The following is a 13,388-nucleotide window of genomic DNA, read 5'->3' on the forward strand; positions in this document are numbered from 1 at the left end:
CGGCGTCCCTCGCAGCATTCAGATGCTCGTCGCGCCGCAGGAACTACCCGTTCTTGGATTGGATCAACCCGTCATAATCACTGCGACGGGACACTAGCCCAATCGTCCGCGTCCCAGATTACGCCGGGCGTCTGCTGCCGTTTTCACGAAAAAGAACTGCCGCGCCGCCCGTTCGGTGAACCAGCCCGCGACCGATCATTCCGCTTGTCACCCATGCTGCATTGCGCAATAATCGATCGTGCAAGCCGTTCGGATCACTTCGTCAGCAGGAGCGTAATGCCGCCCACCGAGACCGACAGCGACAAGATCGATCTCTCCGGCGATCTCGCAGACCCCGCTGCGGTCCGCGTCGCCCGCCGCCCCGCCTGGCAGCATGTATCGCGCTTCACCACAATCATCGCCGTTTTGTCCGGCCTGCTGATCTGGCAGATCGTCAGCGTATTGCACGTCTTTCCGCCAATCGCCCTGCCCGCCCCGCTGGCCGTCTGGCATGCGCTGGTCCGGCTGTTGCTCAACGGCTACGGTGGCCATTCGCTGTTCGACGATATCTGGATCAGCTCCGCCCGGATCGCGGTGGGCTTCGTCGCGGCAATCCTGATCGGCGTGCCGATCGGCCTGTTGATGGCGCGTAACGATGTCATCTTCCGCATGATCGATCCGTTTCTGCAATTCGCCCGGCCGGTGCCGCCGCTCGCCTATATTCCGCTGCTGGTCGTCTGGTTCGGCATCGGCGAACTGCCGAAAGTGCTGCTCATCCTGTTCGGCACCATCCCGGTCATCATCATCGGCACAATTTCCGGCGTCAAAACCACGCCCGCGCTGCGCATTTCGGTCGCGAAAACGCTCGGCGCCACCGAGGGGCAGATTTTCCGCCACGTCATCCTGCCCTCGGCCCTGCCCGAAATCTTCACCGCCATGCGCGTCGGCATCGGCGTCGCCTGGACCTGCCTGGTCGCCGCCGAACTGATCGCGGCGGATCAGGGGCTCGGCTGGCTGGTGCAATACGCCGGCCAGGCCCTACAGGTCTCGATCGTGATCGTCGGCATCATCGTCATCGGCATTCTGGGCTACGCGATGGAACTCGTCATCCGCCTGATCGAGCGCCGCTTCGTGCCCTGGCGCGGCCATTCATAACCCAACGGAGATCGTGCATGCGCAAAAAAATCCTCGCCGCCGCCCTTCTGGTCACCACCACGCTATCGGCCGCCGCCGCGGCCAAACCGACCGTGGTGATCGGCTATGAAAACAACGGCGCCGATCCGTGGATGGTCAGTCAGGCACAAGGCCTGTTCCAGAAAATGCTGCCAGCCAATGTCGAGTTGAAATTCTTCGATTCCGGACCCGCCGCAATGAGCGCGCTCGCCTCGAACGCGCTGCAATTCATGTGCGGCCTCGGCGTGCCACCGTTCGTCGCCGCCGTGTCGCAAGGCGTGCCGCTCGGCATCATCTACAACCAGGAACGCTACACCAGCGCCGCCGGCCTCATCGTGCGCCCCGGCAGCGGCATCAAGACACTGGCCGATCTCAAGGGCAAGAAAATCGCAATCGTCGAAGGCTCGCAATCCTCGTTCGAACTCGCAACCTTCCTGCAACAGGCTCACATTCCCTTCGATGCGGTGCATCAGCTCAACATGTCGCCGCCGGAAATGCGCGTCGCCTGGACCACCAAAAGCATCAACGCCGCCATCGTCTGGGACCCGGTGTTCGATGCCCTCCACAGCCTCGGCGGCGTGGTCCTGAAGACCGACGCCGATCTGCCGCCCGATGCCTCATCATACAACATCTGCATCGCCGACACGATTTGGGCCAAAGCCCACCCCGCACTGGTCAGCGACTTCATCCGCGCCTTGAACGCCGGCGTCACCTACACCAAAACCCACCGCAAACAGGCAATCGCACTGATGGCAAAACAGGCCGGCATCACCGAAAGCGTCGCGACAACGGAACTCGCCGGCTATCAGATCTTCTCGGCGAAAGATCAGACCAAACCCAGCGTGCTCGGCACCACCAAGACCGTGGCAACCTCAGCCACGACAAAGACGCTCGAAAACACCGGCAAAGTGCTGCTGAAAATCGGCCGGATCGACAAGCTGCCGACCGATGCGGCCGCCGCCGTGCTGCCGCAATATGCGGCGGCGGTGCATTAGCATCCGGTCGATGAAGGATAGGGGAAGACTTCTTTTTGTGAACAAAAAGAAGCAAAAAAACTTTTTTAATTTTGGTCCGTGGCTTTGAAAACGCCTGTGCCCCAGTTAACAAAAGTTTTTTGCTTCTTTTTTACAAAAAAGAAGGCCTTCCTACCCTCATGCCGATAACCCTCACCCAGGTCGCGCGCGACTTCGGCACCATCCGCGCGCTCGACCGGATTTCCCTCACCATCGAGGACGGCAGCTTCCTCACCGTGCTCGGCGCCTCCGGCTGCGGCAAATCGACCCTGCTGAACCTGATCGCCGGGCTCGACACACCCTCCGCCGGCCACCTCGCGATCGATGGCGTCCCCATCACCGGCCCGGGGCCGGACCGCGTCGTGGTATTCCAGCAACCCGGCCTCTACCCGTGGCTCACCCTGCGCGACAACGTCGCCTTCGGGCTGCGCATGCAGGGTCCCATCGACTGGGCACGGATCGACGACATGATCGGCGTCATGGGCCTGCGCGGGTTCGAAGCCCACCGCCCCTACGAACTGTCCGGCGGCATGCAGCAACGCGCCGCCCTGGCGCGCGCCCTGGTGATGAACCCGCGCGTGCTCCTGATGGATGAACCCTTCGCCGCCCTCGACGCCCAAACCCGCCACCGGATGCAAAGCTTCCTGCTCGAACTCTGGGACAAAATCGGCGCCACCATCGTATTCATCACCCACGATATCGATGAAGCCATCATGCTCGGCGATCGCCTGGTCGTCATGCAGGCCCGCCCCGGCCGCATCGCCATCGACCAAAAAATCCCCCTGCCCCGGCCACGCCATTGGGACATGAGCCTGGAGCCGGATTATCTGCACCTCAAACGGAATATCATGGCGGTGCTCGCGGCGTAGGGTAAGGGTAGGTTAAGACTTCTTTTTGTGAACAAAAAGAAGCAAAAAAACTTTTTTAGTCTTGGCCCGTACCTGTGAAAACGCCCTTGCCCCAGTTAATAAAAGTTTTTTGCTTCTTTTTTACAAAAAAGAAGCGCTTCCTTGCCTTTCCTTCCCTTCCCTTCCCTCAAGCCTCAACCTCAACCTCCTCAACCGCACCCCCATCCTCCCGCGCCGGTTGCCGCCCCAGCAGCACCACGGCAAGTGCCGCGGCAAACAGCGCCATCAGCATCGCGAACACACCGGAATAGCCGAGCACCGCCATCGCGCCCGCCGCAATCAGCGGCCCGGTACAAGCACCGGAGGCCCAGGCGAACAGCACACCGGAACTCACCCCCACCAATTGTGCCTGCGCCGCCCGATCCGCCGTCAGCCCGACGCCGAGCCCATAGAGCACCCCCGCCGTCGCGCCATACACCGCACCGAACACCGCAAACCACAGCAGCGTATGGCTCAGCCACAGCCCCGCACAGGCGGCGATCGCGATGCCGAGTGCGAGCCGGATAATGATCATCCGCCCGATCCGGTCCGCCAGCAGCCCGACCGGAACCTGCATCAGCATACCCGCGAACAGGCACAGCGACACCGCGATCGAAACCCCATCCTGATGCAGCCCGGCCCGCTCCATCGCCACCGGAAACATCGCATAGAACATGCCGCTCGACATGCCGGCGGCAAAGCAGGTGGCCACCCCAGCCGGTGACAGCCGCAGCAATTCACGCATCGACAAGCGCGCCAACACCGGCAGCGCAGGGCCGACGCGGGTCAGAATCGTGATCGGCAGCAGCGCCGTGGTGAACGCGCCCACCCCGATCATCAGCAGCGACGATGCCGATTTGAACGCCGACAGCAGCGAGGCGCCGGCAACATTGCCAGTCCAGCTCGCGAACATATAAAACCCGAACACCCGGCCGCGCACCGATCGGCGTGATGACGCATTGAGCCAGCTTTCCACCACGGTGAACACCCCGATGCTGCACATCCCCACCACGAACCGGATCGCGATCCACGGAATCACGGTGGCAACACCCCGGGTCAGCAGCGTCGCATCCGCCGCAACCACGCAAAAAATCACCAGCGCCCGGATATGCCCGATCCGCATCAGCACGAAAGGCACCAGCAGGCTGCCGACCAAAGTACCGCCGTAATAGCCCGACGCAACAATGCCGATGGCGAACGTGCTGATGCCATGCGACAACAGCAAAATCGGTGTTAGCGGCGTCAGCAGCCCCAAGGAAATCTGGGTAAACAGCACGGTCGCGTATAACGGGGCGAATTTTATCATTGCGCTCTCTGCCTGAACGCCACGATCATCGCAGATCGCGCGCCAACGGAGCAAGCGCCGGACCCGCCATCCGATATGACGAAATCAGATGGGCAAATCTAATTTATGCGCTGGCCCGGCTTTATAAAATAGCTGCAATGTGTTTATTGCAGGTAAGCTTCAGAAAAAGGGCGAGACATCGTAATGATACTGAACATCGCGCATGAACTAACGTGGCGTTATTTCAATGCTGTGCGCCTGACCTGCCCGGTCCCCGCCGGTCATCGCGCCACGGCTCACAGCAGTGTGGCCCCAGCGGGTAAAAAATGATTTGATCTGACCGGCAATCCACATCACACTACCGGGGCGACACACCGCAATTTGCCGAGGCTTCGGCCGCTCCGGGTTCAGGCCTGCATATCCATCAGCATCGGGAGACCATCGGGTGACGAAACAATACGACGAGTTCGAACAGGCGCGCCGCGCCGCCAACGACATGCAGAACCATGTCATCGATGAATTCATCGCCGGGCGGATCGACCGGCGCGGCCTGCTGCGCCACGGCACCGCCTATGGCCTGTCCGCAGCGCTGATCGGCGGCGCACTCGGCGCCCCGCGCCTCGCCCGCGCCGCCGGCAAACCCAACGCCACCATCCGCGTCGCCATCACCGCCCCCTCCACCGCGGTCAACCCGGTCACCGCCGGCGATACCGGCAGCCTCTGCCTCTTGCAGCAAACCGGCGAATTCCTCCTGTTCGACACCCCCGATCTGCATCTGCAACCCGCCCTCGCAACCTCGTGGTCGGCCAATCCGGCCGGCACAATCTGGACCTTCAAGCTCCGCCGCGGCGTGAAGTTCCACAGCGGCGGCACCATGACCGCGGATGACGTGGTCTACTCCCTCGCCCGCCTCGCCGACCCGAAAAACGGCTCGAACGCGCTCTCCACCTTCAAGGGCGTGCTCAGCCCGAGCGGCATCGTCAAAAAAGACGACTACACAATCGTCTTCCATCTCGACGCACCAAACGGCAACTTCCCCTATCTCGTCTCGTCGGACAACTACAACGCCATCATCCTGCCCCAGGGTTCCGACGCCGCGACCTTCGAAAAAACCTTCGACGGCACCGGCCCCTTCAAATTCGACAGCTACACCCCCGGCCGCAGCGCCACCTTCGTGCGCAACCCCGATTACTGGGGCAAGAAAGCGCTGCCGGCCCGCACCGAATTCGGCTTCTACGCCAACCAGCAATCCCAGATCCTCGCCTTGCAAGGCGGCCAGGTCGACCTGCTCCAGCAAATCGTGGTGCAAGGCGCGCAGGGCTTGCTGAACGACCCAAGCGTGAAAATCATCAAGCTCCGCTCCTCGAACCACCGCGAAGTGCACATGCGCTGCGACATGGCGCCCTTCACCGACAAGCGGGTCCGCCAGGCCGTCGCCCTCACCCTCAACCGCCCCGGCATCGTGCAGGGTCTGTTCCGCGGCCTGTCGGATCTCGGCAACGACAGCCCCTTCGCCCCCGTCTACCCCTCGACCAACAAATCCGTCCCCCAGCGCGCCATGAACATCGCCAAGGCCAAGCATCTGCTGGCGGAAGCCGGCGTCAAACCGGGCACCCAGATCACCCTGACCACCGAACAGGTCCAGGAAATCCCCGACTATGCGGTCCTGATCCAGAACGCCGCCGCCGAAATCGGCCTCAAGATCAACCTGAAAATCGAAACCAGCTCCGCCTATTACGGCAAAGCCACCTACGGCAATTCCGACTGGCTGGATTCCCAGATGGGCATCACCGATTACGGCCATCGCGGTGTACCCAACGTCTTCCTCTCCGCCCCGCTGCTCAGCAACGGCGCCTGGAATTCCGCCCATTTCAAGAACAAGACCTACGATTCCCTGGTCGCCGACTACGTCGCCACCGTCGACCTGCAAAAGCAGCGAATCGTCTCCGGCAAAATCGAGACCCTCCTGCTCGACGAAACACCGATCATCTTCGCCTATTTCTACGATTATCTGGCGGCCTCCGTCCCGCACATGAGCGGCGTGCAGGTCAGCGGCCTCGGCCAGGTGTTCCTACAGAACGCAACGATCGCGTAACCCAATGCGCGCCCGCCTCATCCCCATGCTGGCACAGCGCCTCGGCCTCGCTCTGGTCACGCTGCTGCTGCTCAGCATGGTGGTGTTCGCGGGCGCCCAACTCCTGCCCGGCAACGTCGGCCGCGCCATCCTCGGCCCGCTGGCCGACCCCGTCGCGGTCGCCGCACTGAACCACAAACTCGGCACCGACCTTCCCGTCCCCGAGCAATACTGGATCTGGATCAGCCATTTCGTCACCGGCAACATGGGCATCTCCTACACCTACCGCACCCCGGTCGCCCCCTTCGTCATCGCCGCCCTGCTCAACTCCCTGAAACTCGCTGCGGTCGCCTTCGTCATCGTCGTCCCGCTCTCCATCGCCGGCGGCGTCTACGCCGCGATGCACGCCCGCACCTGGATCGACAAAACCATCAGCATCGCCGGCCTCTCGATGACGGTCATCCCCGAATTCGTCTCCTCGATCATCCTGATCCTCATCCTCGGCATCTGGCTGCGCTGGCTGCCCATCACCGCCACCGCCCCACGCCATGCCGACGTGCTCGACCAGATCGATCATCTGATCCTCCCCGCTTTGCCGCTGGTGTTCATCCTGTTCGGCTACATCGCCCGCATGGCCCGCGCCGGCACCATCGATGCTTTGGACGCCGACTACACCCGCACCGCCACCCTCAAAGGCCTGCCGCCCGGCATCGTCATCCGCCGCCACGTCCTGCGCAACGCCCTGCTGCCCACCATCACCGTGGTCGCCACCCAGGTCGGCTATTTGGTCGGCGGCCTCGTCATCGTCGAAACCCTGTTCCGCTACCAGGGCATCGGCAGCCTCATCCTCACCGCCGCCCGCGCCAAGGATTTCCCCATGCTCGAAGGCGGCATCCTCACCATCGGCATCGTCTACGTCCTGGTCACCATGCTGGCCGACATCGCCCTCGTCATGCTCAACCCCCGCCTGCGCGATGGCGGCCGCTGACCATGAGCGAAGCCGCCCTCCCCGTCCTGATCGAACCCACCGCCAAACCCAACGAACGCCTGCGCGCCGCCCTCACCGCGCCGATGTTCATCATCGGCGCCACCATCCTCACAATCTGGATCGCCTGCGCCATCCTCGGCCCGTCGCTCGTCCCCTACAACCCCTACGCCGACGACCTGATGAACACCCTCGCCCCGCCCAGCGCCGCCCACTGGTTCGGCACCGACCAGATCGGCCGCGACATCTTCTCCCGCGTCGTCGTCGGCGCCCGCTCCATCCTCTCGGTCGCCCCCCTCGCCACCCTGCTCGGCACCCTCGTCGGCACCACCCTCGGCCTCGTCACCGGCTATTTCGGCGGCATCATCGATACCGCGATCAGCCGCCTCATCGAGGTTCTCCTCGCCCTGCCCCTCATCATCGTCGCCCTGCTCGCCCTCGTCGCCCTCGGCCCGTCCAACACCACCGTCATCATCGTCATCGGCCTGATCTTCGCCCCGCTGATCGCCCGCACCGTCCGCGCCGCCGTGCTGACCGAACGCGAACTCGACTATGTCGCCGCCGCCCAACTCCGCGGCGAAACTGCCTTCCACATCATGTTCGTCGAAATCCTGCCCAACGTCCTCGGCCCCATCCTGGTCGAAACCACCGTCCGCCTTGGCTACGCCATCTTCACCGTCGCCTCGCTCAGCTTCCTCGGCTTCGGCATCCAACCCCCCTCGGCCGACTGGGGCCTCGCCATCTCCGAAAACTACGAACTCATCACCGGCGGCTATTGGTGGACCGTCACCTTCGATGCCGCGGCCATCGCCTCGCTGGTGGTCGCGGTCAACCTGATCGCCGATGGCATCCAGGGAGCGATCGAATGAGCAGCACCGCCTTGCGCCAGCCCATCGAGCCAGCCCCGCTCCAACAACCCGCCCCCGCCTTGGCCGTCGAAAATCTCGACGTCGCCTACCGCACCCGCGGCCGCGATATGCAGGTCTTGCGCGGCATCTCCTTCAGCATCGCACCCGGCGAAGCCTACGGCCTGGTCGGCGAATCCGGCTGCGGCAAATCCACCGCCGCCCTCGCCGCCATCTCCGCCCTGCCCCGCAACGGCATCGTCCGCACCGGGTCCATCCGCGTCGCCGGAAAAACCCTCGCCAGCCTCACTCCCCAAGCCCTCCGCCGCCTGCGCGCCGAACAAATCTCGATGGTCTATCAGGACGCCGGCCGCGCCCTGAACCCCTCCCTCACCATCTTCCGCCAAATCTCCGAAGTCTTCGAACTCCTCGCCCCCAACCCAACCACCCCCATCCGCGCCCGCTGCGCCGCCATGCTCGACCGCGTGCAAATCGCCTCACCCGACCGCGTGCTCGATGCCTACCCCCACCAACTCTCCGGCGGCATGCTCCAACGCGTCATCATCGCCATGGCGCTCGCCAAACAACCCAGCCTCCTCATCCTCGACGAACCCACCACCGCACTCGATGCCACCGTCGAAGCCGAAGTGCTCGACCTGATCGCAACCCTCCGCCGCGAATTCTCCACCGCCATCCTGTTCATCAGCCACAACATCGGCGTGATCGAACGCATGTGCGACCGCGTCGGCGTGCTCTACGCCGGCAGCCTGGTCGAAACCGGCCCCACAGCCGATCTACTCCGCCGCCCGCTCCACCCCTACACCACCCGCCTGCTCCGCTGCCTGCCCACCCCCGGCCGCAGCAAAGCCACCGCCCGGCTCGATACCATCAAAGGCTTCCTACCCCCGCCCGGCGCCATCATCCCAGGCTGCGTCTTCGCCGAACGCTGCGACCTCGCAACCACCATCTGCCACACCACCCCACCACCCGAACACACCACCAACACCCACACCACCCACTGCCACCACTGGCAACGCGCCGCCGAAATGCCCGTCTTCGAGCCCCCCACAATCAAATCCAGGCCGCTCGAACCCTCACCCCACCCCACCACCACCCCGACCGACATCGTCCTGCGCGGCACCGATATCTGCAAAACCTTCCACCTCGGCACCCGCACCCTCCAAGCCGTCACCAACGTCTCCTTCACGCTGCGCGCCGGCGAAACCCTCGGCATCGTCGGTGAATCCGGCTCCGGCAAAACCACCCTCGCCCGCCTCCTCCTCGGCCTGCTCGAACCCGACCCCGGCAGCATCATCGAACTCGCCCCCAACGGCGCAGCCCTCAAACCCGCCGCCCCCACCGCCGCCGCCCGCACCCCATCCCAACAACAATCCCTGCAAATCGTCTTCCAAAACCCGGACTCCGCCCTCAACCGCTCCCACACCGTCCGCCACCTGATCGGCCGCGCCCTCGCCCGCCTCGCCAACCTCTCCGGCGCCACCCGCACCGCCCGCCTCACCGAACTCATCCACGCCGTCCGCCTGACCGACCGCCACCTCGGCATGCGCCCCCGCCAACTCTCCGGCGGCCTCAAACAAAGGGTCGCCATCGCCCGCGCCTTCGCAGGCAACCCCAAAATCGTCATCTGCGACGAACCCACCTCCGCCCTCGATGTCTCGGTCCAGGCCGCCATCCTCAACCTCCTCGCCGACCTCCAATCAACCAACCACACCAGCTACATCTTCATCAGCCACGACCTCGGCGTGGTGCGCTACCTGTCCGACCGCATCGCCGTGCTCTACCTCGGCCGGATCATGGAAATCGGCCCCGCCGAAGCCGTGTTCGAAGGCCCCCACCACCCCTACACCGAAGCCCTGCTCTCCTCGATCCCGACCCCCTTCAACGAATCCAACACCACCGAAACCACCCGCATCCGCCTCCACGGCGACATCCCCAGCGCGCTGAACCCCCCCACCGGCTGCGTCTTCCACACCCGCTGCCCCCGCAAACTCGGCCCCCTCTGCGAAACCACCGAACCCCCCGCCGAAACCACCAACAACCACACCATCGCCTGCCACATCCCCCGCGACCAACTCGGCCGCCGCCCGTAGGGCGGGCGTGCGCCCTCGCGCACCCCCGCCACTGAGGCCAAAGGCCACAGAGCAAAAAGCAAGACTTCTTTTTTGAAAAAAAGAAGCAAAAAACTTCTTGGAGTCTGGATGATCGCCGCTCGACCGTCAGTGCCCGAAACGGAATTAATTCAGGTTGCACACCATACGGAACTCCCGTATAGTCCATGACACAGAAGCCCTTCGATCCCGCTAAAAACGCGATCAACCAGGCCAAACACGATCTGCCCTTATCCTTCGGTGACCGAATCGCCGACGACCAAAACTACATCGAACTCCCATCCATCCGCCCCGAAGACGACGAAGAACGCTTCAAAATCATCGGCCTGGTCGAAACCAAACTCTATACCGGCGTTTTCACATGGCGCGACGGACAACGCCGGTTCATATCCGTCAGGAGAAGCAACAATGGCGAACAACGGTCATATCACAATCCCGGCTGACCCGAACGACCCCGAAGACTTCCCCGTCACCAGGGAAGCCCTCGAGCGCGGCCAACGCGCCCGCCTGATCCGCCAAACCCGCACCAAACTAGGTCTATCCCAAACCGAATTCGCCGCCCGCTACCACGTGCCAATCGGCACCCTCCGCGACTGGGAACAAGCTCGTGTAACAGCACCCGACTTCGCAATGGCCTACGTCCAGGTCATCGCGCAGCGACATACAATCGTAGATGAAGTCTTAGCCTGACGTCGTACGATCCGATTGCAGATCTTATACCGGCAACTATTCAACTCTCGCCGATTTTCTTTGAAGATTGAAACCATCGACCCTTTTCTTCCTATACCCTAGGCACTGGACGTAGGTTGAAGGATAGCTCGTACTCTATGAGTTCGACGCTGGGGACGCTCGTCGAAGCAAGGCGTAGGTCCGCACTGATTTCGTTCGCAACGATAATGCCTCTTACAGGCTGTGAAGATTCCATGTTCTGCGCTACCCATCCCATGTACCGAAGCAACTGTCCGATCGCGCGATCATAACCGCGCGAAACCTTCAATTCGATCACCACATAACTGCCGTGCTTATCCCGCGCCAGAATGTCGATAAAACGCCCACCGACCGGAAACTCAACACCACGAATGCCGTCCTCTTCATACACTTCCAGTCCGGGTTCAATCAGCTGAAGATTTCGCTCAAGATAATTCCGTAAATCATGCTCTAACGCGAATGTCGTGCTTCCATTGATCGATTCACTTGCATCGGCTGCTTCGGACTCATCGACGTCTGGATCGACAACGCTCAGCGCCTCTGCTGCCGCCTCGAAGTCTCTCTTGTATCGCGGAGTTGGGTCCTGTTCCTTGTCCCAAAGCCGGAACCGATTCGGACCAATTTTAAAAAAAAGATCATGCCCCGACCCAGCATGAACCGCTGGAAAATGCCGCCGAAGCGGATTATTAATCGACATGCTTTCAACATGCATCGCAACCGTATTGCTTTTGATTTTTGGGTAATTCACCTTGAACCAGCCGACAACTACCGCCTTATCAAACGTCTGACCAGCCAAGACATGCTGTTTTGCCCATTCACCCATCAGCGTCCTCGTTGGACGATCGTAGATTGCCATTGTTAGAGTTCCTCGGTTTTCCTCAACCCGCGTAATGGTATTGGTTATAGATAAACTAACACTAAACAATGCTCTTTGGAACGAAACTTTTTTTCAGAATGTCTGGGGACCGTTCGCCACCCATCGAATAGACCACCACCCCATGACCCGAGATCACCACCTTTTCCTCACCACGCGATCACCTGCTACATCCCCGCTCGCCGAACTAGATCAAAGCCAATAGGTGGGTGGCGTGTTCTAACGTACCCTCATCACACAACAATCGAAGTTTGACAGTATTAGCGAAAATATTATAGATCACATAATCCAAGAGAAGGAAATACTACATCACAATGCGAATAAAATATCTATTTTTTCTTCTGCAAACCTATAATTAATAATATTTAAAACGTTTAAATTTTATATAATTTCATTATCACCGAATCCTATAGATTTTTTTAAATTAGAGATATCGTTGCCTGGAGTCCAATTAAGTCTATCTATCCATTTCCATTGCTTCTTTATGTGCTGGTGTGAATATTTTTCAAAATGTACTCGTAATTTCCTTATGTAACCCTCTAAAGCTTTTTCACTTACAATATCAACATAATGATATGGAAATTCTTCAAGCGCATTAATGAGGATTCGTGCAGAATTAACTTCCATAATGCCGCTATCAGTTACATTCCATAAACGAGATTTTACTACAATAAAGGAATGATAGAATGACGTATTATTAAGAGATGCATCCAAAAAAGGCCGCATTTTCTAAAATTCTATCAACACTATAAAATTCAGAATCTGCATTGCATATCCAATCTAGAGAAACTTCTTTTGAGCGAGATACTCCAGCCTCAACAGCAGACAAAAGCGATCGGATCGCATTCCAAATCGGGCTTGACTGTCGTTGGTCTGGTAGCTTATTTTCGTCTAACTTTCCATTTTTTGTTTCTCGAAATGCAGTAGCAATAAAATCAACTGGAGGCTGGGCGATTGTTGCGCATAAACTTATTTTCGATTGATTAAACGCTCGATCTACTGTATATTCATATAACGCTTTCAGTTTTTTACTATTCTCTAAAGATATCTGTTTCTCTAATAATCTAACAACAGACCTCAAGTTCTCTTGATGGCCTATCCAAAATGTACGAATTCTGTTCCAGTAGCTGTCAGCAATATGGCCTTCAGAGAATAAAATATTAGAACTTTCAAGAGATTTACATTCGCAATAAAGATGAATATTTAAGTATGGAGCTCCGATGCCTGCTCTCTTTTTTGGTTCTTCTAAGACTTTATTGCAATACACATCGATTTCCCGAATTTTTCCGGATTTGATGTCTTTGTAATATACTCCGTTTGCCGCTGGCCATTTATGTTCATTCCGTGCCTATCCGGTTAAGTCAGACACCCACTACATGTGGGGTGGACCCATGCTCCCGAATAAAGCTGGGCATAGGTTGGCGCCTCGGCGCCGC

Annotated in this window: 13 protein-coding genes; 9 read left to right on the top strand and 4 right to left on the bottom strand. The window is 59.9% G+C overall.

All coding sequences use genetic code 11. The features are described 5' to 3' along the window. The first annotated feature begins 276 nt into the window (after positions 1-276). The 3 genes from B7X49_RS13520 to B7X49_RS13530 all read left to right on the top strand — a co-directional run bounded on the left by B7X49_RS13520 (position 277) and on the right by B7X49_RS13530 (position 3,034). Entirely contained in the window at positions 277-1,134 is an 858-nt protein-coding gene (locus B7X49_RS13520; protein ID WP_286704921.1) for an ABC transporter permease, read from the top strand. Positions 1,135-1,151: 17 nt separating this feature from the next. Then, the gene (locus tag B7X49_RS13525; RefSeq protein WP_286704922.1) at positions 1,152-2,147 is read left to right on the top strand and encodes an ABC transporter substrate-binding protein; all 996 of its coding nucleotides are present in this window, start codon (positions 1,152-1,154) and stop codon (positions 2,145-2,147) included. Between the two features lie 158 nt (positions 2,148-2,305). Further along, positions 2,306-3,034, top strand: coding sequence for an ABC transporter ATP-binding protein (locus B7X49_RS13530; protein ID WP_286704923.1), 729 nt, complete (start codon positions 2,306-2,308; stop codon positions 3,032-3,034). A gap of 166 nt (positions 3,035-3,200) precedes the next feature. Here the strand turns inward: B7X49_RS13530 and B7X49_RS13535 are convergent, their stop codons facing one another. After that, a complete protein-coding gene (locus B7X49_RS13535) occupies positions 3,201-4,358 on the bottom strand; it encodes an MFS transporter (protein ID WP_286704924.1) in 1,158 nt (385 codons plus the stop codon). A 424-nt stretch (positions 4,359-4,782) separates the two neighbouring features. On the opposite strand from B7X49_RS13535, the gene B7X49_RS13540 reads away from it, so the two are divergent. The 6 genes from B7X49_RS13540 to B7X49_RS13565 all read left to right on the top strand — a co-directional run bounded on the left by B7X49_RS13540 (position 4,783) and on the right by B7X49_RS13565 (position 11,060). After that, a complete protein-coding gene (locus B7X49_RS13540) occupies positions 4,783-6,432 on the top strand; it encodes an ABC transporter substrate-binding protein (protein ID WP_286704925.1) in 1,650 nt (549 codons plus the stop codon). 4 nt (positions 6,433-6,436) lie between these two features. Beyond that, positions 6,437-7,399: an ABC transporter permease gene (locus B7X49_RS13545; protein ID WP_286704926.1), complete on the top strand. Its 963-nt coding sequence runs from the start codon at positions 6,437-6,439 to the stop codon at positions 7,397-7,399. Between the two features lie 2 nt (positions 7,400-7,401). Next, a complete protein-coding gene (locus B7X49_RS13550; RefSeq protein WP_286704927.1) occupies positions 7,402-8,265 on the top strand; it encodes an ABC transporter permease in 864 nt (287 codons plus the stop codon). Then, positions 8,262-10,352, top strand: a complete 2,091-nt coding sequence (locus B7X49_RS13555) for an ABC transporter ATP-binding protein (RefSeq protein ID WP_286704928.1) — start codon at positions 8,262-8,264, stop codon at positions 10,350-10,352. The genes B7X49_RS13550 and B7X49_RS13555 overlap by 4 nt, the downstream gene beginning before the upstream one ends. A gap of 185 nt (positions 10,353-10,537) precedes the next feature. Then, positions 10,538-10,813, top strand: coding sequence for a BrnT family toxin (locus B7X49_RS13560; RefSeq protein WP_286704929.1), 276 nt, complete (start codon positions 10,538-10,540; stop codon positions 10,811-10,813). After that, a complete protein-coding gene (locus tag B7X49_RS13565) occupies positions 10,779-11,060 on the top strand; it encodes a DNA-binding transcriptional regulator (protein WP_286704930.1) in 282 nt (93 codons plus the stop codon). Before B7X49_RS13560 ends, B7X49_RS13565 begins: the two co-directional genes overlap by 35 nt. Positions 11,061-11,151: 91 nt before the next feature. Here the strand turns inward: B7X49_RS13565 and B7X49_RS13570 are convergent, their stop codons facing one another. From B7X49_RS13570 to B7X49_RS13580, 3 genes are all read right to left on the bottom strand, one after another. Continuing rightward, positions 11,152-11,934, bottom strand: a complete 783-nt coding sequence (locus B7X49_RS13570) for an endonuclease NucS domain-containing protein (RefSeq protein WP_286839757.1) — start codon at positions 11,932-11,934, stop codon at positions 11,152-11,154. A 399-nt stretch (positions 11,935-12,333) separates the two neighbouring features. Then, a complete protein-coding gene (locus tag B7X49_RS13575) occupies positions 12,334-12,666 on the bottom strand; it encodes a hypothetical protein (protein WP_286839759.1) in 333 nt (110 codons plus the stop codon). Continuing rightward, positions 12,650-13,219 (bottom strand): hypothetical protein, encoded by a 570-nt coding sequence (locus B7X49_RS13580; protein WP_286839760.1) that lies wholly within the window; start codon positions 13,217-13,219, stop codon positions 12,650-12,652. Before B7X49_RS13580 ends, B7X49_RS13575 begins: the two co-directional genes overlap by 17 nt. Positions 13,220-13,388 lie beyond the last annotated feature (169 nt).

The organism is Acidiphilium sp. 34-64-41, assembly GCF_002282635.1.
GTDB classification, from domain to species: domain Bacteria; phylum Pseudomonadota; class Alphaproteobacteria; order Acetobacterales; family Acetobacteraceae; genus Acidiphilium; species Acidiphilium rubrum.